General features: G+C 64.5%; 16 protein-coding genes. 4 read left to right on the top strand and 12 right to left on the bottom strand.

The window, feature by feature from the left end:
- Window positions 1-7: 7 nt before the first annotated feature.
- The 11 genes from addA to EB815_RS02045 all read right to left on the bottom strand — a co-directional run bounded on the left by addA (window position 8) and on the right by EB815_RS02045 (window position 17146).
- On the bottom strand, window positions 8-3514 hold the full coding sequence (gene addA, locus EB815_RS02095) for a double-strand break repair helicase AddA (RefSeq protein WP_056569029.1): 3507 nt from the start codon (window positions 3512-3514) through the stop codon (window positions 8-10).
- Window positions 3511-6645, bottom strand: a complete 3135-nt coding sequence (addB, locus tag EB815_RS02090) for a double-strand break repair protein AddB (protein WP_056569032.1) — start codon at window positions 6643-6645, stop codon at window positions 3511-3513. The genes addA and addB overlap by 4 nt, the downstream gene beginning before the upstream one ends.
- Window positions 6642-7316, bottom strand: coding sequence for a nucleotidyltransferase family protein (locus EB815_RS02085; protein ID WP_056569033.1), 675 nt, complete (start codon window positions 7314-7316; stop codon window positions 6642-6644). Before EB815_RS02085 ends, addB begins: the two co-directional genes overlap by 4 nt.
- Before the next feature lie 47 nt (window positions 7317-7363).
- The gene (gene tsaE, locus EB815_RS02080; RefSeq protein WP_056569036.1) at window positions 7364-8875 is read right to left on the bottom strand and encodes a tRNA (adenosine(37)-N6)-threonylcarbamoyltransferase complex ATPase subunit type 1 TsaE; all 1512 of its coding nucleotides are present in this window, start codon (window positions 8873-8875) and stop codon (window positions 7364-7366) included.
- A gap of 8 nt (window positions 8876-8883) precedes the next feature.
- Complete coding sequence (locus EB815_RS02075; protein ID WP_056569040.1) at window positions 8884-11439, bottom strand: sensor histidine kinase; 2556 nt, start codon at window positions 11437-11439, stop codon at window positions 8884-8886.
- A gap of 199 nt (window positions 11440-11638) precedes the next feature.
- Window positions 11639-13039, bottom strand: coding sequence for an adenosylhomocysteinase (gene ahcY, locus EB815_RS02070; RefSeq protein WP_010912937.1), 1401 nt, complete (start codon window positions 13037-13039; stop codon window positions 11639-11641).
- Window positions 13040-13220: 181 nt separating this feature from the next.
- Window positions 13221-13517 carry an HPr family phosphocarrier protein gene (locus tag EB815_RS02065; RefSeq protein WP_056569043.1) on the bottom strand — a complete coding sequence of 99 codons (297 nt, stop codon included), beginning with the start codon at window positions 13515-13517 and terminating at the stop codon, window positions 13221-13223.
- Window positions 13514-13915 (bottom strand): PTS sugar transporter subunit IIA, encoded by a 402-nt coding sequence (locus tag EB815_RS02060; RefSeq protein WP_010912939.1) that lies wholly within the window; start codon window positions 13913-13915, stop codon window positions 13514-13516. Before EB815_RS02060 ends, EB815_RS02065 begins: the two co-directional genes overlap by 4 nt.
- 164 nt (window positions 13916-14079) lie before the next feature.
- Entirely contained in the window at window positions 14080-14526 is a 447-nt protein-coding gene (locus EB815_RS02055) for an HPr kinase/phosphorylase (RefSeq protein ID WP_056569046.1), read from the bottom strand.
- A gap of 50 nt (window positions 14527-14576) precedes the next feature.
- Window positions 14577-16361, bottom strand: a complete 1785-nt coding sequence (locus EB815_RS02050; protein WP_056569049.1) for a sensor histidine kinase — start codon at window positions 16359-16361, stop codon at window positions 14577-14579.
- An 83-nt stretch (window positions 16362-16444) separates the two neighbouring features.
- Window positions 16445-17146, bottom strand: a complete 702-nt coding sequence (locus tag EB815_RS02045; protein WP_010912942.1) for a response regulator transcription factor — start codon at window positions 17144-17146, stop codon at window positions 16445-16447.
- A 343-nt stretch (window positions 17147-17489) separates the two neighbouring features.
- On the opposite strand from EB815_RS02045, the gene EB815_RS02040 reads away from it, so the two are divergent.
- The 4 genes from EB815_RS02040 to EB815_RS02025 all read left to right on the top strand — a co-directional run bounded on the left by EB815_RS02040 (window position 17490) and on the right by EB815_RS02025 (window position 21021).
- Entirely contained in the window at window positions 17490-19100 is a 1611-nt protein-coding gene (locus EB815_RS02040; protein ID WP_056569052.1) for a phosphoenolpyruvate carboxykinase, read from the top strand.
- A gap of 81 nt (window positions 19101-19181) precedes the next feature.
- Window positions 19182-19619 carry an alternative ribosome rescue aminoacyl-tRNA hydrolase ArfB gene (gene arfB, locus EB815_RS02035; protein WP_056569055.1) on the top strand — a complete coding sequence of 146 codons (438 nt, stop codon included), beginning with the start codon at window positions 19182-19184 and terminating at the stop codon, window positions 19617-19619.
- Window positions 19620-19708: 89 nt separating this feature from the next.
- On the top strand, window positions 19709-20173 hold the full coding sequence (gene lysM / locus EB815_RS02030) for a peptidoglycan-binding protein LysM (RefSeq protein ID WP_019862690.1): 465 nt from the start codon (window positions 19709-19711) through the stop codon (window positions 20171-20173).
- A gap of 230 nt (window positions 20174-20403) precedes the next feature.
- Entirely contained in the window at window positions 20404-21021 is a 618-nt protein-coding gene (locus tag EB815_RS02025; protein WP_056569060.1) for an alpha-ketoglutarate-dependent dioxygenase AlkB family protein, read from the top strand.
- A 132-nt stretch (window positions 21022-21153) separates the two neighbouring features.
- Here the strand turns inward: EB815_RS02025 and EB815_RS02020 are convergent, their stop codons facing one another.
- Entirely contained in the window at window positions 21154-22746 is a 1593-nt protein-coding gene (locus EB815_RS02020) for a hypothetical protein (protein ID WP_155772468.1), read from the bottom strand.
- Window positions 22747-22858 lie beyond the last annotated feature (112 nt).

Genomic DNA, 22858 nt, shown 5'->3' with positions numbered 1-22858 from the left:
TCTTGTGTCACGCTCCTGTGAGTCGGGCAAGGGCGTCATCCATGGCCTGGGCCGGCAGTTCGATCAGCCTTGGCGCTTCGGTGAACAAAAGGGCCGCCTTCACCTCACGCCCTGGATAAAGCGGCTGCAGCAGGGCACGATAGAGCGCGAGCTGCAGCAGATAGGCCGGCGGGACTTCAGCCAGCGAGGCAGGCGCCGGCCGGTTGGTCTTGTAGTCGACGATCGAAACCGTGTCGGCGGTCACCGCCAAGCGGTCGATCTTGCCGGAAATGGAACGCTTTTTCCCCCTCACGTCCAACTTGCCCATGATCGCCACCTCGGCGCGCGACGAGGGCGCGAACAATTGGCCGAGGCGTGGGTCGTCGAGGATGGCGATGACCGACGCAAGGGCCTTTTCCCGCTCTGACGGCGGCCATGCGGCACCTGTTCGCGCGAGATAACGCTCGGCCGCGCCCTGGCGCTCAGCCTCGGAAATGCCGGGCAACATCTGCAGCAGCTTGTGCAAGGCGAGCCCGCGCAGCACGGCAAAGCCGGGCTCGGCATCGGCGTCCAGCACTGGCGAAGCCCTGTCGATCACCGCTTCCTTGCCTTCGTCGATCAGCGCCGAGGCGCCGGATGGCGACAGCGGCCGCGGCAGGTCCTCGAAGGGTGGCAAGGGCCGGAACAGGGTCGCCGGCAACGGGTCAAAAGCACTGGCCTGCCGCGCCTGTTCACTGGCGCCCGCCGCGACGGGCGGCAGGTTGGTCACGCGGAAACGATGCACAGGGTCGCCCCCGGCGGGATGCGGACGCTGTTCGCTCTCGGGCGCACCGATCAAGGCGCGGCTCACGATCGAATGCCAGGTGCCGGCATTCGGCGCCCGCTTGCCATGGTAACCGCAGACGATCAGCCGGTCCTCGGCACGGGTCATGCCGACATAGAGCAAGCGGCGGTATTCGTCGTCGGCGAGTTCCCGTGCCCGCACCGCCGCGGCCCTGGAGAAGCCGTTGGCGACATCGCTTGCCGAGCGCCAGAGATAGCCCTTGCCGTCCCAGTATGTGCCCGAGCCCATGAAAGGCATCAGGCGCGGCAGATGCTGGTCGCTGAACGGGGCGGAGCCGCCATCGACCAGAAAAACGACCGGCGCCTCCAAGCCCTTGGCCGCGTGCACGGTCATGACGCGGACCTCGTCACGGGTCTGGTCCATCTCGCGCTTGATCTCGGGACCGGCATTCTCCAGCGTCGACAGGAAGGCCTCCAGCCCGGGCAGGCCGGTCCGCTCCTCGGCAAGGCAGAAACTCAGGAATTCGTCGAGAATATCGCCGGCCTCCGGTCCGAGCCGCGCGATCATCCTTTTACGCACGTGGTCACGGGCCAGCAGGCTGGCATAGAATTCGAACACCGGCTTGAAGGCGGCCTCGTCAGCCCAGAGGTCAAGTTGCGCGACAATCTTCGCCAGGCGCTCGTTTTCTCCGGCATGCTGGCGCAGTGACGCGGCCAGCGACAGGCCGGGCGCCCTCTGCGCGGCGAGTGTGAACAGCGTCTCCTCCGGCAAGTCGAAGATCGGGCTGCGCAGCACGGCGGCGAGCGACAGATCGTCCTGCGGCTGGATCAGCAGATGGCCGACCGCGATCAGGTCCTTGACCGCGATATGGCCGGGCAGGCTCAGCCGGTCGGCGCCGGCAACTGGAATGTCGCGGCGTTTCAAGGCGCGGGTCAGTGCATGGACGAAGCTGTCGCGCTTGCGCACCAGAACCAGCACGTCGCCGGGCCGAAGCCGCTTGCCGCGGCCCTCGATGATTTCGCCCTTGCCGATCCAGCCGGCAATGGTGGCCGCCACATTCTCGGCGACGCGCACCGCCGGTGCATGGGCATGGTCGATCGCCTGCGTCCAGTCGTCGGGCTCGTCGACGGCTTCAGTGCCGAGCGACGGCCAGACCTCGACATAGCCTGGCGCATCGGTGCGGATCGCCTTGTGGCTCAGCGGATCGGGATCGTGGCTGATGCCGCGCCGCACGACAGGATCGGCAAAGACGCGGTCGACGGCGGCGAGCACATCGTCGGTCGAGCGGAACGACCAGGTCAGCTTGAGGTCGGCGAACGACGCCTCGGCATCGCGCACCCTGCCGGCGAACAACAGCCGGCTGTCGGCGAAGGAGTCGGGCGCAGCGCCCTGGAAGGAATAGATCGACTGCTTTTCGTCGCCGACGGCAAAGACCGTGCGGTGGACCCTGTCGCGCGCGCCGAGACCGGCAAAAAATTCCTCCGCCAGCCGCTTCACCACCTCCCATTGATCCGGGCTGGTGTCCTGCGCTTCATCGAGCAGGATGTGATCGATGCCTTGGTCGAGCTTGTATTGCACCCATGGGCCGGCATCGGGCCGTGCCAGGAGGTTGACCGTGCGGGTGATCAGATCGTTGAAGTCGAGAAAGCCGCGACTGCGCTTCAGTACCTCGTAGCGGGCGATCAGCCAGTCGGCGATGGTCAGCGCCGCACGAGTGCCTTCCAGCATCCGGAACAGCGCCAGGCGGTCGACGGTTTCGATGATGGCGTTCGCCGCCGAGAGGTAGCGTTCGCCCAGATCCGGCAGGCGGTCGGTCAGAGCCTTCTTGAAGGCCTTTGCCGGATCATAGGGATCGCCATCGGCCTTGAGGAATGCTCTGGCGAGCAATTGCAGGCGGCGAGTGGGATCGCTCTCTGCGAAGGCCTGACGCGCATAGGGCAGGATGTTGTTCAGCACCGACCTGGCGTCTGTGGATTCGGCGGCCTGGGCAAAGCCGGCGAAATAGTCCGGCACGAAGCCCGGCAATGGCCACAGCGATGCGGCCAGGCCCTCGGCGGTCTGGCCGGGGCGGAAATGGAATTCGTCGAACAAAGGTTGGAAACCGTCACGCCCGACCGCATCAAGGAACTCGCGCAAGCCATCGCGCTTGCGCACGATCTCGCCGAGCAACGCATCGAGGCCGGCTTCACCGCCGCGCTCCAGCACAGTGGCGAAGGCCTCGGTCAAATCCGCGTCGCCGGCGGCTGAAATCATTTCGCGGCGCGCAGCGGCGAAAAGCGACGCCTCCATCTGGCTGTCGAGCATCTCGAAATGGGCGGGAATGTTGGCTTCCAGCGGGAACTGGTGGAGGACGGACTCGCAGAAAGCGTGGATGGTCTGGATCTTCAGCCCGCCCGGCGTTTCCAGTGCCTCGGCGAACAGGCGCCGCGCCCGGCGCATGGTGTCGCGATCCGGCCGGCGCCCTTCCAGGGCTTCGATCTTCACGGCCAGCTCGGCATCACCGAGCACGGTCCAGTCCGACAGCGTGGAAAAGACCCGGTTCGACATGTTGGCGGCGGCGGCGCGCGTATAGGTCAGGCACAGGATCTTCGACGGGTCGGTGCCGTTGAGCAGCAACCGGATGACGCGCTGGGCCAGCACATGGGTCTTGCCTGAGCCGGCATTGGCAGACACCCAGGCGGAATTCATGGGATCGGCGGCGCGGGCCTGGCTGGTCGCGGTGTCGCTCGGGATGGGATAGGCCTTCTTCATGCCTCCCCTCCCTCGTCGCCGGCATCGCCGCCGGCCGACCATTCGAGCACGCGGGCAAGGTGGTCGTAGTCGCCGTCGGTCTCGCCTTCGCGAAACGGCAGCGCGCGCGACAGATATCCGGTTTGCGGATCTGCGTAGTGGACCAGCAGCTTTTCCAGCCGTGCCCAGGCCTCTTCGGCAAGATCGGCCGCGGTTCGAGGCTGGCGGTTGTGTTCGAGGATGGACTCCTCGAACACCTCGCCATTCGGCTTCAGCCTGATGAAGGCCAGTTGCGACGGTTCACGCGCGCCCAGATCCTTGAAGGCGCCGCGCCTCAGCAGAGCGCCCTCCAGCGCCAGTTGCGGCGCCAGCAGCGTGTGCGCCTGCGCCTTGGAGGGCGAGGAGCCTGTCTTGTAGTCCAGAATATCGGCCATTCCGCCGGCCAGCAGGTCGACGCGGTCGGCGTAGCCGGACAGCGTCACGCTGGACTGGCCGACGACGGTCTTTCCCGCCCTCTCCTCCGCATGCCGTTGGACCACCGCATCCGCGCGTGTGCGCTCCCATTCGATGATGTTGGCGGCGAGCTTCTCGAAGCGCGGCCACCACACCGCCTCGACATCGGCCGGAAGGACAGCCTCGGCAAAGCAGGCGCGGCCGGCGGCAATGAGGCCGGCAAGCGCCTCGGGCGCGCGCGGATCGGCCACCTCGGACGAGAACAGATGCAGGATGGCATGGAACAGCGTGCCGCGCTCGGCCGCGCCGGGGTCGCGGATCACGGGATCGAGGGGCATCAGGCCGAGGATCCGTCTTGCGTAGACGGCGTAGGGATCCCGGCGCAAGGTCTCGATCTCGGTGACCGAGAAATGCGTCGGGCGCACTGATAGGGGCGGCTTTGGCTGCGGGCGGGGCGCGAAATCCTGCTTTGGTCCGGTATCGAGCGCACGGGCCCAGGCGAGCAGCTCGTCGCCGCGCCCGCGCAGGGTTGCCGCCTGCTCGTTGCCGATGAATGTGAGCAGCCGCTGCAGCCAGCGCGATGGCACGGCGGGTGCGTCGCCCGAACGCGCCGAGCGGGCAAGCAAAACCTTCTTCGCGCCCATGGCCATCTGGAAATCATGCGCGGCAAGGCCGATGCGCCGTTCCGGCGGTTCGAGATCGATGCCGGTCTTCATCAGCCGCGACATGAAGCGGTCGCTCTCAGGCTTGCGCGGCCAGACGCCTTCGTTGAGCCCGCCAATGACCAGCGTGTCGACGTCCTGCAGCCGCGCTTCCAGCGCGCCCCAGATGGCGATGTTCCGGTCGGTGCCTTGCGCCGGCTTGACCGTTTCGGGCGCGATCAGCGCGTCCATCACATCGGGCCATTCGCTCGCCGCGAACGACAGCGGGGCCGAAGCTGCGACCAGCCCGCGCAGCAGTTCGGCAAGCTTTTCGCCGGCGTCACCGGCATAGAGGCCGGCTAGGCCGCCATCCGCGGCGCGGCCGAGGTTTTCCAGGACCACAACGCTGGCTTTGACCAAGGCGGCAAGATCTGCATCCGCCTGGCCGCGAAAGGCCATCAGTGGTGCCAGAGCTTGCTTCAGACCTTCGAGCAAATTCCGCGCGCCTTCGATGGCGCGCACGGTCAGCCGGGAGAACCAGAAGGGCGGCCGGCTGTCATCACCGAGCCCAATGAGGCGGGTTTCGAACAGTTCCGGCAGCGATGCGATGTCGGGGCGGCCGGTGCCACCGCGCAGCGCCACCAGTTCGACCAGTTCCGCCGCATGGCGCACATCGGCGCGTTCGAGACCGAGGCCGAGCAGAGGATGCTTGAGCAACGACAGCAGGCCAATCGGATCGCCAGGCCGGAACACCGCTTCGAGCATCAACCGAAGCAGGCTGGCCGCGGGCGTGTTGGCGAGCGGCGTGCCGCCGGAATCGTCGGCGACAACGCCGAAGCGCTTGAGTTCGACCGAGACTCGCCGCGCCAGCGCGCGGTCGCCGGTGACCAAGGCAGCTCTTTGGCCCGGCTCCTCCACCGACTGCTTCAGGGCGACAGCGATGGCGACGGCTTCGTCGCGTTCGCTGGCTGCTTCAAGCAGGGTCACGCCGGCGAAGGCGCCTGCAATATCGGGAGCCGAAAATCCATTGCGCGTTTCGGCCCATAATTCGGTGGTCTCGGCAGGCCGCAGCGCTTCGCCGACAAGCGCGGCCCGAAGCGCGAGTTGCGGTTCGGCCGCGCTGACTTCCTCGACATCCGAGCGCGGCACGCCGATCTTGCCGATCAGCCTGGCGAGGCCATATTGCGGGTGGCCAAGCACCGCGGGCCGCGCTCCGGGAGCGATCAGCGCCTGGAAGGACGCTTCGTCCAGCGTACGGTCGAGCCCGGGCAGCACGATGGCGCCGCCGGGCAGGCGGGCGATCGCGGCAAGCAGCTCCGCCGTGGCCGGTATCGAGCCGGTGGAGCCGGCGGCGATGACCGGTCCGGACGGCGGATTGCGCCGCAGCCGCGCCGCCTCGGAGCGGATCAGCGCGCTGCGATGCGCGGCCGGGTTGGAGCGGTCGCTCTCGCTGAGGAATTTCGGCCAGGCATCGGTGACGATGCCGAGGAATTCGAGCGTTACCTGCCACCAGCCGGCGAGGTTGCCGGTTACCAGGCCTTCAAGCTTTGCCCAGTCGGTACCTTCCGTCTCGATCTCGTCCATCAGCGCCGCGAGATCGCGCGCCAGCCAGATCGCGTCCGCGGTGGAGGCGGGGATGACGATCTCTTCCGCGAAAAGCTTCGCCACATGCTCCGGCAGCCGGCGTTTCCAGGCGCGTACCAGCGGCGTCAGCAGCAACAGGCGTTCGGTCGCCGAGATCGGCGGCGCGAGATCGATCGCCGCCGATGGCTCGGCATCGAATGCCGCTTCGTCCTCGTCGAACTCGCCGAGCGGGCGGATGACCGGCAGGATCGCTGAACCGCCGCCGCCGCGCGCCGCGAGACTGTCGACGAAGACACCGCGCAAGGCGCGCGCGGCACGACGCGTCGGCACATAGATGGTGACATCGGCCAGAGCGAGCGGATCGCCGTCGAAGCGAAATCCGGGAACCAGTCGACCGGCAAGCAGCGCCTCGGCTAGCGTCGGCAGAAACGGCGCTCCGGGGGGGATAGAGAAAACGCGGCCCGGGCCGCTCATTGCGACTCGGTCAGCGCGCCGGCGACTGCCGCTTCAGCGAGCGGAATGGCATCGGGCGTGCCGACAGTGATCCAGTGGCCGTGCATCGGCATGCCGAACAGGCGACCAGTGGCGATGGCTTTGTCGAAATAGGCGTTGAGCGAGTGCGGTTCGGCGGATGCGGCCGCGAACAGGCGCGGATGGACGATCGCCGCGCCGGCATAGATCAGGCCCGCCGGATCCCCTTTTGAACGCCGCAGGGTGCCATCCGGCGCCACCAGGAAGTCGGTTGAGCCGCAGTGTCCGGTCGCTTGATGGAGATCCGCCAGCATCAGCAGAATATCCATTTTCGCGCCGTCCCATGCAAGGGCGAGGCGGCCGAGATTGAGCGGGCCGTGGTCGATCCAGAACGTGTCGGCGTTGAGGATGTAGAAGGGTTGGTCGCCCAGTTCCTGCAGCGCCTTGACGATGCCGCCTGCCGAGTCGAGCAGCCGGTCGCTCTCGTCGGAAATGATGATGCGGGGCTCATGGCGCGCCGCGACATGGGCAACGATCTGCTCGGGAAGATAGTGGACGTTGACGACGGCCTTGGCGACGCCGGCGGCGGCGAGGCTGTCGAGGCCCCAGTCGAGCAAGGTCTTGCCGGCGACCCTGACCAGCGGCTTGGGGATGGCGTCGGTGATCGGCCGCATGCGCTTGCCAAGCCCGGCGGCGAGTACGATTGCGGTATCCGGTCTTGTCACAGCGTTCGTTCCTCAAGCAGCCCGTGCGTGTCGTAGAAATCCTTCAAGCTGGCGAGCGCCGGATGAGACAGCGCCCGGCGCAGATAGTCACGGATGCGCGGCAGGTGTCTGAGATAATAGGGTTTGCCGTCGCGTTTTTCGAGGCGCACGAAAATGCCGAGGATCTTCGAATTGCGCTGCGCGGCCATGATTGCATAGGCCTCCAGGAAGCTCGCTTCGTTGAAAGCGCCCGCTGCATGTCGCGCCGCAGCATAGGCATCCAGTGTCCGCTTTTCGATTCCGGGCGACAGGGTGACACGGGCATCCATGGCGAGCGAGGCGACGTCATAGGCCGACGGGCCGATAAGCGCGTCCTGGAAGTCCACGATGCCCAGCCGGTCATGCCCGGAGCGGTCGCCGCGCCAGATGATATTGGGCGAATGGAAGTCGCGCAGCATCAGCGTGTATTCGCTTCCCTGGAGCCGATCGAAAAGCGCGTTCCACTGCCTGGCGTAGCCCGTGCGCAAATCTTCGCTGGCCGGGGCACCCGATATCGCCGGCACATACCAGTCGACCAGAAGATCGGCTTCGATCATCATCGCATCGCGGTCGAAAGGGGGCACCTCGTGGAAGCTGCCCGGTCCGGCTTGCAGGCGCCGCGGCCAGGTCCTGCCATGCATCATGGCCAGCAGTTCGGCGGCCGCCGCATAACGCTCGGCCACCGGCTCGCCGTCCTTGCCGAGAAACCCTTCCGAACCGAGATGTTCGAGCAGCAGAAACCCCTGGTCCTGGTCCTCGGCATGGATTTGCGGAACGCTGACGCCGCCGGCCTTCAAGGCGCGGTCGATGGCGACGAAGGCGGAGACCGACCGGGCGGTGTGCGCGATCACGGCATAGGGCTTGCCGTCGCGCACCGGCGGGCCGAGCACCAGCCGCGGCGAGTTCATCAGCACGCGCGGTTCTTGGCCAGCATGCGTCACGATCTCATAGGAACGGGCCGAGGCATCGCCGACGAAATGGCGGCGCCGCGCTGTCCCCCAACCGGCGCCGTCGAGAAAATCGCGCATGGCCAGGGACCGCGCCGCCCGGTCGAAGGCCGCCCCTTGCCCGGACAACCGCGCCAGCCGCCCTTCGCCATGCTGGACGAGTTCGATCGACAGGGCTGTCTTCGGCAGATAGCCCTCCGCCCGTTCGGGCCATTCGACCAGGGCTGCCCCTTGCGCCAGCGCTTCATCGAAGCCGAGTTCGTCGAGCTCGCTCGACGACGACAGGCGGTAGAGGTCGAAATGATGCACCGGAATGCGCGTGTCGTAGCTCTGCACCAAAGTGAAGGTCGGGCTTGGCACGTCGAGCCCGGCATTGTCCGCAAGCGTCCGGATCAGCGCCCGCGCCAGTGTCGACTTGCCGGCGCCAAGATCGCCTTTGAGCGCCAGCACATCGCCGGCACGCAGCGCCAGCGCCAGATCCTCGCCCAGCCGCGCGGTCTGTGTCTCGTCAGGAAGCAAACGCTCCAGCACAAGCCCCGTCATCGAGCGCGCTACTCGGCCGCGGCGCGGATGCCGGGCATGTCGGGGAAGGTGCAGATGACGGTCGTGCCCTTGTCCTTGCCGGTTTCGATGCGAACGCCGCCGCCATGCAGTTCAACGAAGCTCTTGACGATCGACAGGCCGAGGCCGGCGCCGCGCCTGCGGCCGCCGTTGGTACGCGGTTCGAAGCGGCGGAACACCGAATCCAGCACATCCGGCGGCATGCCGGGGCCGTCGTCATGAACCGAGAATTCCACCCCGTCCGCCAACTGGCGGCAGGCCAGCCGGATGCTGCTGGCTTCCGGCGCGTAATTGGCGGCATTGCTGAGCAGATTGTAGAGGATCTGGCGGATGCGGGTTTCATCGCCGTGGAACGTCTTCGGCGCGGCGGTGGCATCGACCTCGAGTCGGATCGAATGCTCCTGCAGCCGGTCGGCAACCAGTTCCGCCGCCGCCGCGATCGTGCGGTCGACATGAACCTCTGAAATGTCGAGCTGCATGATGCCGGCGTCGACGGTCGCGAGGTCCAGTATGTCGTTGACGATGGTCAGCAGGACCGAGGAGGACGAGCTGACATGCTCGACATATTCGCGCTGCTTTTGGTTCAGCGGCCCGGTCGTGGGCAGTGAAAGCAGTTCGGTGAAGCCGATGATGTTGGTCAGCGGCGAGCGCAGCTCGTAGGACACGTGCTGGACGAAGTCGTTCTTGAGCTGATCTGACTTTTCCAGCGCCTCGTTCTTGTCCTTCAGCGCGCGTTCGACACGCACGCTGTCGGTGACGTCGACGAATGTCATCATCACTTGCCCGTTGGGCAGTGGAATCACGGCGTAACGCAGCACGGTGCCGTTGTGGAGCTCGCTCTGGCCATGACGGTCGCGGCGCTCATCGTCGAAGCCGGTGATGGCGGCGACGAAGCCAGGCCAGGGACTGTCGACCGCCTGCCGGTCGCAAAGATCACGGATCGTCGACACGTGCACGTTGGGCTTGGCGGCGTCTGCGCTCAGCCCCCACAGCGTGGCAAAGGCCGGGTTCGACAGCCGCAGCCGGCCATCGGGGCCGAACACCGCCACGCCCTCGGCGAGATTGTCGAGCGTTTCGCCCTGGACCCGCACCGCGGTCCGGTAGCGGCTTTCCAGGTCCATCTTCTCGGTCAGGTTCTCGAACACCCAGGTGACGCCGCCCTTGGGCTGCGGGTTGGCAACGACGCGAATGGTCTTGCCGTCCGGCAGATGCCACCAATGCTCCTGCGATTCGACCGCGCGGTAGGCGCCGAGCAGGCCTTCCTTCCAGCGGCGCCATTCGGGTTGTTCGGCGATCTTGCCTTCGCTGCGCAGCCGGTCGAGCAAAAGCGCATTGTCTGGAGCGCTGTGCAGGAAGCCGCTGTCAAGCCCCCACAGCTTCTGGAACGCCTGGTTGAAGAAGCGCAGCTTCTCGTCGGTGTCGAAGATGGCGACCGCGGTGTTGAGCTGGTCGAGTGTGTCGGCGTGGCTGCGGACCGTCCGCTCATATTCGCCGCGGATGGTCTCGATCGCGCTGGTGTCGCAGGCAAGGCCGGCCGAACCGTCGCCGCCGGCGACGTCGGTCACCGCGAACACGCGGCGGTCGCCTTCGATCACGGTGGAAAGCGACTGCTCGAAGACCGGATGCGATTTGTGTTGGGTGGCAATCGCCTCGCGCGCCTGGCCGCCAAGAAACTCCTTGGCGTCGCGGACGGCGGCTTCCGCGCTTTCGGCTTCGACCGCGTCGGCATAGGCCCGGTTGACCCATTTCAGGCGTCCGTGCTCGTCACGCAGCCATGCCGGCATCTTCAGCGCCTCGAGCAGGCCGATCATGGTGTCATGGTCGGCGGCCAGCCGCTGGTTCTCGATCTTCAGCCGGGCCTGGCTGCGCTGCGTCTCGGAAAGCGAGACGAACCGCACCAATATATGCGCGGCACTCTTGCGGCCGTGCACTTCGAGCGGTGCGCCGGCCTGCGATTCGATGACCAGGTCGAAAGGCCTCGCCTTTTCGCGCAAGCCCGCGATCGCATGTTCCAGTGCCGCCGCCGAGCGCGGCATCAGCCAGCGGCCGAAGGCGAGGAAAGCCGCCCGCTCTTCCGGGGCGCCGCTTTCGACCGGCAATGTGCCGACGAGTTCGGGTTTCTTGTTCTCCGACGCCCAGACGACGACGCGCTGGTCGCGCAGATTGAGCAACGCTTCCGACCGGCGCAATGCAGCGTTGACGTCGGCGACGCGGCTTCTCAGTTCGACATTCTCCGCCGAGGTGCGGGCCCGCTCCCGGATGAGAACGATGGCCGACAGCAGCGCCGCGCCCGTCACGCCGACGAACACCGCGAGCTGCATGACTTCGACCGTGCTGATCGACAGGCCGGCGGTCGCCACGGCGGCGGTCTCGGCATGCGCCACGGCACCGGCCAACGGCCAGGCCAGTGCTGAACCGGCCAGCAACAGTCCCGCGCGGGCACGCCATGAAAGGCGTCGGCCCGGGATGGCCGAGCCTAAGGTCCCCGAATCGTCATGGCCGCCGGAAACGGCCGATCCCGCTCCGTGCGGGTTTTGCCCCGGCATGTCTTGGTCCTCTCCGCCGCCTGAATGCAAGACCGCCCTGAAACGCGCCTCTCTGATCCCCTCTCGGGCCGGAAGCGTCGCGAATCACCTGACAATAAACCCTCGCCGAATCGCCGTGAAGGCTGATCGCGCGCAAAAATAAAGCCGGGCGAAAAGTCAATCGCCCGGCCTCAATATATGGTAGTAAATTTAGCTTTGGTTAATAGCGGTAGTGTTCCGGCTTGAACGGACCCTGCGGCGTGACGCCGATATAGGCGGCCTGCTCACCCGACAGTTCGGTCAGGCGGGCGCCGAGCTTGTCGAGGTGCAGGCGCGCGACCTTCTCGTCGAGATGCTTGGGCAGGACATAGACCTGGTTCTGGTACTGTTCGCCCTTGGTGAACAGCTCGATCTGGGCCAGAACCTGGTTGGTGAAGGAGGCCGACATGACGAAGCTCGGATGGCCGGTGGCATTGCCGAGATTGAGCAGGCGGCCTTCCGACAGAAGGATCATCCGCTTGCCGTCCGGGAAGGTGATCATGTCGACCTGCGGCTTGACGTTGGTCCACTTCAGATTGCGCAGCGACGCGACCTGGATCTCGTTGTCGAAGTGGCCGATATTGCCGACGATCACCATGTCCTTCATCGACCGCATGTGGTCGAGGGTGACGACGTCCTTGTTGCCAGTGGTGGTGATGACGATGTCGGCGGTCGGAGCCGCGTCTTCCAGCGTGACGACTTCAAAGCCGTCCATCGCCGCCTGCAGGGCGCAGATCGGATCGACCTCGGTGACCTTGACGCGGGCGCCGGCACCCTTGAGCGAGGCGGACGAGCCCTTGCCGACGTCGCCATAACCGCAGACGACCGCGACCTTGCCGGCCATCATCGTGTCGGTGCCGCGGCGGATGCCGTCGACCAGCGATTCCTTGCAGCCGTACTTGTTGTCGAACTTCGACTTGGTGACCGAGTCGTTGACGTTGATGGCCGGGAAGGGCAGCAGGCCCTTCTTCTGCAGCTGGTAAAGCCGGTTGACGCCGGTGGTCGTCTCTTCTGTGACGCCGCGGATCGCCGCCTTCTGCTTGGTGAAGAAGCCGGGCGAAGCCTTCAGGCGCTTCTTGACCTGGGCGTAGAAATATTCCTCTTCCTCGCTCTGCGGGTTGGACAGCACGTCCTCCCCGGCCTCGGCGCGGGCGCCGATCAGGATGTACATGGTGGCGTCGCCGCCGTCGTCGAGGATCATGTTGGAAAGGCCGCCGTCCGCCCACTGGAAGATCCGGTCGGTGTAGTCCCAGTACTGTTCGAGGCTCTCGCCCTTGACGGCGAAGACGGGAATGCCGGCTTCGGCGATTGCCGCGGCGGCATGATCCTGGGTCGAGAAGATGTTGCAGGATGCCCAGCGGATATCGGCGCCGAGCGCCTTCAGCGTCTCGATCAGCACCGCGGTCTGGATGGTCATGTGCAGCGAGCCGGTGATGCGCGCGCCCTTCAGCGGCTTCTTGGCGCCGAACTCCTCGCGGCAGGCCATCAGGCCCGGCATTTCGGTTTCGGCGATATCGAGTTCCTTGCGGCCCCAGCCGGCAAGCGAGATGTCGGCGACCACATAATCCTTGCTACCCGTCATGGCAGTGCTCCGATGCGAATTGTTATGCTGCGAATTGGTTGCGGATGCGCCCGCGCCGGCCGGCGCGTCGAAGGGCGCGAATTGCCGGCCTGACTAGCAGATCGATGTCGAAACGACAATGGGATATAAAGAAATCTTTATCCCTGCATGTCTCGCAGCCATGCCCTGGCTATGCAGGGGATCAGCATTCCTCGCCGAAGCGGGAGGCGACAAGCTGCTCCAGCGCGTCCATGACCTCGAGCGCCTCGGGTCCGCTGGCGGTAACGCGGATCGAGTATCCCGGGCTGGCGGCCAGCATCATCAGGCCCATGATCGACGTGCCGCCGACCTTGACGCCGTCCTTCTCGACATGGACCGCGGCATTGAAGCCGCTGGCGAGCTGGACGAATTTCGCCGAGGCGCGTGCATGCAGGCCGCGCTGGTTGACGATCGGAAACTCCCGGACAATCTGGTCTTTTTCCGAGGATAGCGCGTTCATTTGCTGCTCAGAAGCTGGCTGGCGACATTGATGTATTTGCGGCCGGCGGCCTGCGCCTCATCGAGCGCGGCCGCCATGTTGTCGCCCTTGCGGATCGACGACAGCTTGATCAGCATCGGCAGGTTCATGCCGGCGATCACCTCGGTGCGGCCGGACTCCATCACCGAGATGGCAAGGTTCGACGGCGTGCCGCCGAACATGTCGGTCAGCACGATGACGCCGGCTCCGGTATCGACACGGGCGACGGCGTCGACGATGTCGCGGCGACGCTGCTCCATATCGTCGTCGGCACCGATCGCCACGGTTTCGAAATTGTCTTGTGGCCCGACGACATGTTCGACGGCATGTCGGAACTCGGTGGCCAGTTGACCGTGCGTTACAAGCACGAGTCCGATCATTCTTTGGTGGCTCCCGTCATCGCCGCTTCACAGGCGCATTTTATGCTCGCCAGCCATTCCAGGCGGCGGGAGCGCTATCTTGTCGACGCGCGGCCCGTTGACAAGCCCAAAATTGCGCCTGCCCATGCCATTTTGACGCATTGCAGCAAAAAATCCCGGGCGGATCATAGAAAAGGCATGATGGACAGCCGCGCCATCACGGCGGGCAGGGCAGCCTGGACGTTGCGTTCGGCCAGATCGATCCGCGGCACCACGCAGCCGGCGATCTCGTCGCTGGCGTCCTCCTGGAAGCGCGCGATTTCGCCGGCCGGCAGCAGGCGTAGATGCAGGTCGACGACGCAGGCGGGTTCGAATGGCAGCGGCCGAGGACCAAGTCCCGGGACTTCGGCGAGGCCGGCGATGGCAGCGGGTGCGCGGCATACCAGCCGCCCCGCACGCGCCTCGATGAAAAGCTGGTCGTCGCCGACCAGCCGTGAGAACAATCCGCGCTGATGGCAATGGTCGATGAGCGCCAGCGCCAGCGTCGTCTTGCCCGAGCCGGATGCTCCGCTGACCAGAATGCCACGTTCGCCGATCAGCACCGCCGTCGCGTGAATGTTTTCAGGCCGCACGGATCACGTCTTTTGCAACGGACATGATCCCGCTGCCCTTCGGCTCGGGATCATGCTTCGGCCGGCAGCGTCACGACGAAGCGCGCGCCCTTGATCTCGCCGGGCTTGGTGCCGGGAATGTTCTCGGCGGTCAGCGTGCCGCCATGGGCCTCGACGATCTGCCTGGAGATCGACAGGCCAAGGCCCGAATTCTGGCCGAACGCCTCGCCGGCCGGCCGGTCGGTGTAGAAACGCTCGAAGATGCGGTCGATGTTGTCGGCGCGGATGCCGGGGCCGTTGTCGTCGACGGTGAGGATGTTGAACTTTCCGGCGCGCGCCAGCGAAAGGCTGATATGGCCGTGGTCCTCGGGAACGAAGGAGCGCGCATTCTCGATCAAATTGGTGATGACCTGGCCGATACGCAGATCGTGGCCGACGACGAAATAGCCTTTGACGCCCTGCGGCAACTTGGCGACCTTGAGTTCGATCTCGACCGCTTTCTTGTTGCGGGTGGTCTCGCGCGACACGGCCACCAGATCGGTGACGAATTTCTTCAGGTCCACGGTTCCCGCGTCTTCGCGCGCGAGTTCGGCATCGAGGCGGGAGGCGTCGGAAATATCGGTGATGAGCCGGTCCAGCCGCCGGACGTCATGCTGGATGATCTCCATCAGCCGGCTGCGCGAATTGTCGTTCTTGGCCAGCGGCAGGGTTTCAACCGCGCTTCGCAGTGACGTCAGTGGGTTCTTCAATTCATGCGAAACGTCGGCGGCGAAGCTTTCGATCGCTTCGATGCGGGCATAGAGCGCGTTGGTCATGTCGCGCACCGCGACCGACAGATTGCCGATCTCGTCCTGCCGGTCGGAAAAGTCCGGGATCTCCTCGCGGCTCTTGACGCCGCGCCTGACCCGCACGGCCGCCGCCGACAGCCGGCGCAGCGGGTTGGCGATTGTCGAGGCCAAAAGCATCGACAGGATAGCGGTGACGAGCGCCGCGATGCCGAAGACGCGCAGGATCGCCTTGCGCTCGGCGGCGACGATCTTGTCGATGTCGCCGCCCTCGGTCGACAGCATCAGCACGCCGAGAACGGCGCGGAAGCGCTGGATCGGCACCGCCACCGAAACGATCTGCTCGCCCTGTTCCGAGACGCGCACGATGGTCGACGGGCTGCCGGTCAGCGCCTTGACCACCTCCGGGAAGGCCGCGCCATTGCCGCCCGGCTGTTCGTGATAGACCGGCAGGTCGGTGTTGCGGAAGAAGTCGAAGATGAATTTCTGGATGCGCTCGACAAGGTCGGGCTCTTCCTCGTCGACCGGCGGCAGGTCGTAGCGCAGGATCTGGCCGCGCGAATAGAGATGGCGCGAATCAAGCAGCAGATTGGCGTCGCGATCATAGATGCGTGCCCGCGTCCGGGTCGGCGAGATCAATCGCCGCAGCACCGGGGCGACGCGTTCGGGATTGATCGGAAAATCCAGATTGTCGAGCTGGTCGGAGCCCGGCCCCAGGCTTTCGCCGGCCTGCAGCTCAAGCAGCTTTTCCGGGTCGATGCTGATCGAATCGGTCTCGACCGTCGCCGATGCCGCGATCGCGCCGGCGATGATTTCGCCCTGCGTCATCAGACTTTCGACGCGGGCATCGATCAGCCCGTCGCGGAAGGTGTTGAGATAGAGGATACCGGTGACCAGGACGGCCAGGCCGGCAAGGTTGAGAAACAGAATGCGTCGCGTCAGGCTGGAAAAGATGTGATGGCCGAGGAAGCGGCGCATCGGCACGGTGATCTTCGACACGAAGGACGGCATGATGCGCGACGGCCGCCTGGCAGCGCCCGCCGGTCTTGTTCGCTGTGCTTCCACTGCCATCGAATAGCAGGCCCTGCTTAGTCTTCGGTTCGGTGCATGTCGCTATTCCCATACGGGATCACTTTTGGGCGACATGCATCAGCTCAGGCTTCGCGGAACCGGTATCCGACTCCGTAAAGGGTTTCGATCATTTCGAAGTCGTCGTCGACAGCCTTGAACTTCTTGCGCAGCCGCTTGATGTGGCTGTCGATCGTGCGGTCATCGACATAGACCTGCTCATCATAAGCCGAATCCATCAGCGCATCACGACTTTTTACGACACCGGGGCGCTGCGCCAGCGAATGCAGGATCAGGAATTCGGTTACGGTAAGCGTTACCGGTTCACCCTTCCAGGTGCAGGTGTGGCGTTCCTGGTCCATGACGAGCTGGCCGCGTTCGAGCGAGCGGGCCTGCTGGCTGGGCGCCTTTGCCGCGGCCTCGCGGGCGCTGGCACGGCGCAGCACGGCGCGCACCCGCTCGACAAGCAGGCGCTGCGAGAACGGTTTGCGGATGAAATCGTCGGCGCCCATCTTGAGGCCGAACAACTCATCGATCTCGTCGTCCTTGGAGGTCAGGAAGATCACCGGCAGGTCGGACTTCTGGCGCATCCGGCGCAAAAGCTCCATGCCATCCATGCGCGGCATCTTGATGTCGAGGATGGCGAGATTCGGCGGACGCGCCGCCAGGCCTTCCAGCGCGGACGCACCATCCGTGTAGGTCTCGACACGATATCCCTCGGATTCAAGGGCGATCGACACCGACGTCAGAATGTTGCGGTCGTCATCGACAAGCGCGATTGTTGCCATTTCAAGCGGCTCCCTCATGAGCTGTCCCTTCTTTCGTAGAGAAGGGGCTTTTGCAGGACAAATTAGGTACAAAATGTGGCATAGGCCTTGTCCGCTGTCACGCGCGGGGTGCCGCAGGCCACAATCCTACCTCGACATGGATTGGACGAACGAACGCGGCCAATCCTTTGGGCAACCGTGAAACTTTTTGCATATATAAACGATTTAAACAACTTTCAAAATATTTAAATCGATTAATGATTTGATATCATTTGGCTTTTCTGGTTCTGACCATCTCAGCCCGTATAGCGGGCGTGCCGGAAATACGCCGGCAAAGACGCGGCAAATCGAAGAAGGGACACCAATGTCGGAAGTCGGCAAACGCAATCCTGCTTGCGCGATCGATCGTATCGGCCTGAAAACCACCGGCGTGGTGCGCTACAATTGCGGGGCGGCCGCCCTTTATGAGGACTCGATCCGGCGCGGCGAGGCCCGGCTGACCGCGCATGGCGCGCTGGTCGCCGAGACCGGCCAGCACACAGGCCGTTCGCCCAAGGACAAATTCGTCGTCCGCGACGCCGCCACCGAGCCGCATGTCTGGTGGGACAACAACAAGGCGATCTCTCCGGCCCAGTTCGAGACGCTGCTTGCCGATTTCCGCGCCCACGCTGCGGACAAGGATCTTTACGTGCAGGACCTGGTCGGCGGCGCCGACGCGGAGCTGAAGCTTCCCACCAGGGTGATCACCGAATTTGCCTGGCACTCGCTGTTCATCCGCAATCTGCTCATCCGTCCGGATAGCGCCGAACTCGAACAGTTCGTGCCTGAGATGACGATCATCGACCTGCCGTCGTTCCGCGCCGATCCCGCCCGCCACGGCAGCCGCACCGAGACGGTGATCGCCGTCGACCTCAGCCGCAAGATCGTGCTGATCGGCGGCACCTCCTATGCCGGCGAGATGAAGAAGTCGGTGTTCACCATGCTCAACTACCTGTTGCCGCAGAAGGGCGTGATGCCGATGCACTGCTCGGCCAATGAGGGGCCGGCTGGCGACGCCGCCATATTCTTCGGGCTGTCGGGAACCGGCAAGACGACGCTCTCGGCCGACCCGTCGCGCACGCTGATCGGCGACGACGAGCATGGCTGGGGTCCGCATGGCATCTTCAACTTCGAGGGCGGCTGCTACGCCAAGACCATCAAGCTTTCGGCGGAAGCCGAACCGGAGATCTTCGCCACCACGCAGCGCTTCGGCACGGTTCTGGAAAATGTCGTGCTCGACGCCGACGGCGTGCCGGACTTCAATGACGGCCGCCTCACCGAAAACACCCGCTGCGCCTATCCCCTCGACTTCATCCCCAACGCCTCGAAGACCGGGCGCGCCAATCATCCCAGGAACATCATCATGCTGACCGCCGATGCCTTCGGCGTGATGCCGCCGATCGCGCGGCTGACCCCGGCGCAGGCGATGTATCATTTCCTCTCCGGTTACACGGCCAAGGTGGCCGGAACCGAAAAGGGCGTCACCGAGCCCGAGGCGACGTTCTCGACCTGTTTCGGTGCGCCGTTCATGCCGCGCCACCCGTCGGAATACGGCAACCTGCTGCGCGCGCTCATCGCCAGCCATGGCGCCGACTGCTGGCTGGTCAACACTGGCTGGACCGGCGGCGCTTATGGCACCGGCAAGCGCATGCCGATCAAGGCGACGCGCGCTCTGCTGGCCGCCGCGCTCGACGGCTCGCTGAAGACCGGCGCATTCCGTACCGACGCCAATTTCGGCTTCGAGGTGCCGGTGGCCGTGCCTGGCGTTGACAGCAAAATTCTCGATCCGCGCTCGACCTGGGCCGACAAGGCCGCCTATGACCGGCAGGCGGCAAGACTGGTCGGGATGTTCGCGGTCAACTTCGAGAAATTCGAGCCGCATGTCGATGCGACCGTCATGGGTGCGGCGCCCCGCATGCAGGAAGCGGCGGAGTAGTCGTCACGCCGCTCAGCACCATTGAAGGCCCGGTTTCGATCGGGCCTTTTCTTTTCTGGTCCACCGCGCCATGACTGCGGCATGCCGATCGATGACAACATCATCATATCAGACGAAGCCGTGATCCATCCGGGCGACCTGCACGAGGATTTCATCCGCTCGTCCGGTCCCGGCGGCCAGAACGTCAACAAGGTGGCGACGGCCGTGCAACTGCGCTTTGACGCGGCCAACGCGGCCGGCCTCTCGGAGCGCGTGCGCGCACGCACGATCAAGCTTGCCGGCCAGCGCGCCACCAAGGACGGCGTCATCGTCATCGAGGCCGGGCGCTTCCGTACCCAGGAGCAGAATCGCGCCGATGCAAGGGCGAGGCTGACGGCACTGGTGGCCAAGGCCGCCGAGCCGCCGCCGCCGCCGCGCAAGAAGACGCGCCCCTCGAAAGGCGCGGTGGAACGGCGGCTGAAAAGCAAGGCCGGGCGCGGCACGATCAAGAAGCTGCGCGGCCGGGTGGAGAACGATTAAGCACCACACCATCCGCGTGCATAAAATGGCTTTCCATTTGACGCCTCAGATGCAAGGTTTCGCCATTGCCACAGCAAGGGAGACTAAAGATGGGCATGTTCGATTTCGTCAAAAGCGTCGGCAAGAAACTGGGCATCGGCGGCGACGAGGAAGCCGCACCCACTGCCGACACGCTCAAGAAGGAGCTCGATTCGCACAAGCTCGGCACCGATGGCGTGCAGGTCGTCGTCCAGGGTGACACGGCGGTACTAAAAGGCGTGGTCAAGGACCAGTCGATCTTCGAAAAGGCGGTGATTGCCGTCGGCAACACGCTGGGTGTCTCCAAGGTGCAGGCCGACGAATTGCAGGTCGCGCCGGATGCCGGCAAGGCGGCTGCACCGGCCAAGGAACCGACCTTCTACACCGTTCAGAAGGGTGACAACCTCTGGAAGATCGCCGAGAAAAGCTACGGCAAGGGCCAGGGCGCCAAGAATACGGCCATCTTCGAGGCCAACAGGCCGATGCTGACCCACCCGGACAAGATCTATCCAGGTCAGGTGCTGCGCATCCCATGACTTGTTAGCCAGGTCGCGCCGTTTCGATACGGCAAAGTCAAGCGCCGCGCATCCGAAAGGACGCGCGGCGCTTTCGATTTTACCAGTTGCGCTCCGCGGAAACACCTTCGTGAATTCATCGCCCATACCGCATCGACAGCCGCGACGAGATCGGCGGCGGCTTTCGGGTCGCTGTTTTTCCTTGATGGTGGCATCTTGCAGACTCGAACCATCTCAAGGTGCGCTGTTCAATGCTTGTTCTGCCCAAGGGAGTCCGCCACATGCCGGCCTATCTGCCGCGCACTGTTCAGGAGGCGCTTGTCGAGGCGGTGAGAAACATCGTCCAGCAGGCCCCGCTGTACGTGCCGGCCATGCCGCGCACCGGCAAGGAGATGAGCGTGCGCATGACCAATTGCGGCACGCTCGGCTGGGTCACCGACAAGGAGCGGGGCTATCGCTACCAGCCGACGCATCCGTTGACCGGGGAACCATGGCCGCCGATCCCGGAGGGCCTGCTCGACCTTTGGCGGCAGGTGTCGGGCTATCCTGGCCCGCCGGAGGCCTGCCTGATCAATTTCTACATGGCGGACGCGAAGATGGGCCTGCACCAGGACCGCGACGAGGCCGATTTCTCGGCACCCGTCGTCTCCGTCTCACTGGGCGATGATTGCCTGTTCAGGGTCGGTCAGACGACGCGCGAGGGCGCGACCAAGTCGTTCAGGCTGAAAAGCGGTGACGTCGTCGTACTCGGCGGCGAGGGGCGCCTCTGCTTCCACGGCGTCGACCGCATCTATCCCTCGACCTCGGCGTTGCTGAAGAACGGCGGCAGGATCAATCTGACGCTGCGGCGGGTGACGAAGGCCGAGTGAGTGAGCCATGAGCAATTACAGGGAAGGTGTAAAACGGTTTTCCCGGGGAAAGCGCGTGGCGCTTTCCCTTGGGAATGGCGTCAAAACAAAGCGTTAGAGGAGATCGCCGTTTCCGTAAAACGGTGAACTGCTCTAATGGGCGTCCGGGCGCCGTGCATAGACTTCGATATAATCCCCGCTCGCGATTTCCTCGTAGTCGCCCATCAGGGTTTGGAAATCCGCGTTCTGGCGCATCCACACAATCCAGATTGGCGGAAAGTCCCCTGTGAGCGACCATGCCGACTTTTTCTTGTCCATCCGATCCATCAGGATGATATCGGGCTTGTTGTCGCGGATCAGGGAATTCAGGTAGCGGGTGTAATCGTCAAGGTCCCGCCGCGCGATGCGTTCGTCTTCGCCTTGATATGTCCCTCGCATCAGGCCCCAGAGCGCGTAGGTGCCGACCCAATCATGAGCATAGGCCGACAGCCAGCGGCCATTGGTCATTCTTGTCAGCGGATTGCCGACGGAAAGGTCGGAACTGACCTGAACGATCGATGGCGAGGCATAACGGCTCTTGATGGCATCGACCAGGCTTTTCTCGGGCAGTTGGTAGAACTGGTGGTGCGTCACCGAAAGCGCGGCGACCACGGCCAGCGCGGCCGCGGCATGGAGCTTGACGCTGGCGACCTCGGAGGCGGCTTCCGCGTTTGCGAGGCCAGTCGCCACTCGCCACCGGGATGCCACCGCCAGCAGCATCGCGAACACCATCGTGGTCTGGTAGGGATACTGGTGGTTGGGCCAGTATTTCCCAAGGTAAAGCATCGAGATAAAGAAACCGGCTGCACTCGCCATCGCCAGTGCGACGTCGTCTCGCCAGACGGATTTGCGCATCTGGAAAACCGTGAAAACGACAAAGACGATAAAGGTCGGCAACGCGGCCAACATGTTTATGTTGGCCCGCAGGCTGACATAGTAGCGCATCAGCAATTGCAGGAAGGCGCCGAGAAAATCGGGAAACCACAGATACACACTGACGAGATAGGCGGCGCAGACCGTGAAGATGACGACATTTTCAGCAGTCAGGCACGCCATCAGCGAGCGTTTGCGCCAGGCGATGAAGAGGTAAGGCAGGACGATGCCGGTTGCCCAATGTGGTTTGACCAGGAGCAGCACGCTTCCAGCCAGGCCGACCGCCACGGCAAGGCCAAGAGGAACCGGCGCGTCAGGGCGGCGTTCAATCCGCCACATCATCAGCAACAGCATCGGCATGAACAACATCGTACCGACATGTTCGCGCTGGCCGAAAACATTCCCAGGCATGATGAGAAGCAGAACCGCCAGCGCGGGATAGATCCACTGCGTCTTCAGATCGGCGAAGATACGGCTTCGCTCGATGACCACGGCCGACAGCGCCATTGAAACGAAGAAGACCAGATAGATGAAGCACTCGACCGCCGATTCGGCCGAGATGCCAAGCCTGTGGGACAGCCATACCGGGCCGATATACAGGGCGACGGAGAAGGGCGGATTGGTCTCCAGAATGTCGACATAGAGCTTTTGCCCATCAAGGACTTTTTCGCAGATGACGACGAGCCAGCTGACGTCGGTATTGTCGCCCGCCGTCCAGGGCATGAAAAAAGAAAACACCACCACGGCCGCGACAAGCCAGACCGGCGACAAGCTTCCAATCGAAGAGGCAAAGCCGGTGGCGGTGCTGATGTTTCTGACACTTCCCATACTCATCGCACCGCTCCAACAAAGATCATTTTTATGCAGTACGACGAAATCACGGGCGGGTGCACGGATGCACCTGTCTGACGCCGCAAGCTAGCCGGGATTGCCTAAAGTGCAGTTA

The sequence above is a fragment of the Mesorhizobium loti genome (assembly GCF_013170705.1).
GTDB lineage: Bacteria > Pseudomonadota > Alphaproteobacteria > Rhizobiales > Rhizobiaceae > Mesorhizobium > Mesorhizobium loti_D.
This window is presented reverse-complemented; position numbering and strand designations above follow the sequence as displayed.

Bases quoted from the DNA above. Each gene is read 5' to 3' on its own strand.
- ahcY (WP_010912937.1), bottom strand. From the start codon at position 13,039: ATGACGGGTAGCAAGGATTATGTGGTCGCCGACATCTCGCTTGCCGGC.
- EB815_RS02025 (WP_056569060.1), top strand. From the start codon at position 20,404: ATGCTTGTTCTGCCCAAGGGAGTCCGCCACATGCCGGCCTATCTGCCG.
- EB815_RS02040 (WP_056569052.1), top strand. From the start codon at position 17,490: ATGTCGGAAGTCGGCAAACGCAATCCTGCTTGCGCGATCGATCGTATC.
- EB815_RS02050 (WP_056569049.1), bottom strand. From the start codon at position 16,361: ATGGCAGTGGAAGCACAGCGAACAAGACCGGCGGGCGCTGCCAGGCGG.
- EB815_RS02085 (WP_056569033.1), bottom strand. From the start codon at position 7,316: ATGCGGCCGATCACCGACGCCATCCCCAAGCCGCTGGTCAGGGTCGCC.
- arfB (WP_056569055.1), top strand. From the start codon at position 19,182: ATGCCGATCGATGACAACATCATCATATCAGACGAAGCCGTGATCCAT.
- EB815_RS02075 (WP_056569040.1), bottom strand. From the start codon at position 11,439: ATGCCGGGGCAAAACCCGCACGGAGCGGGATCGGCCGTTTCCGGCGGC.
- addB (WP_056569032.1), bottom strand. From the start codon at position 6,645: ATGAGCGGCCCGGGCCGCGTTTTCTCTATCCCCCCCGGAGCGCCGTTT.
- EB815_RS02045 (WP_010912942.1), bottom strand. From the start codon at position 17,146: ATGGCAACAATCGCGCTTGTCGATGACGACCGCAACATTCTGACGTCG.
- EB815_RS02065 (WP_056569043.1), bottom strand. From the start codon at position 13,517: ATGAACGCGCTATCCTCGGAAAAAGACCAGATTGTCCGGGAGTTTCCG.
- EB815_RS02060 (WP_010912939.1), bottom strand. From the start codon at position 13,915: ATGATCGGACTCGTGCTTGTAACGCACGGTCAACTGGCCACCGAGTTC.
- tsaE (WP_056569036.1), bottom strand. From the start codon at position 8,875: ATGACGGGGCTTGTGCTGGAGCGTTTGCTTCCTGACGAGACACAGACC.
- addA (WP_056569029.1), bottom strand. From the start codon at position 3,514: ATGAAGAAGGCCTATCCCATCCCGAGCGACACCGCGACCAGCCAGGCC.
- lysM (WP_019862690.1), top strand. From the start codon at position 19,709: ATGGGCATGTTCGATTTCGTCAAAAGCGTCGGCAAGAAACTGGGCATC.
- EB815_RS02020 (WP_155772468.1), bottom strand. From the start codon at position 22,746: ATGAGTATGGGAAGTGTCAGAAACATCAGCACCGCCACCGGCTTTGCC.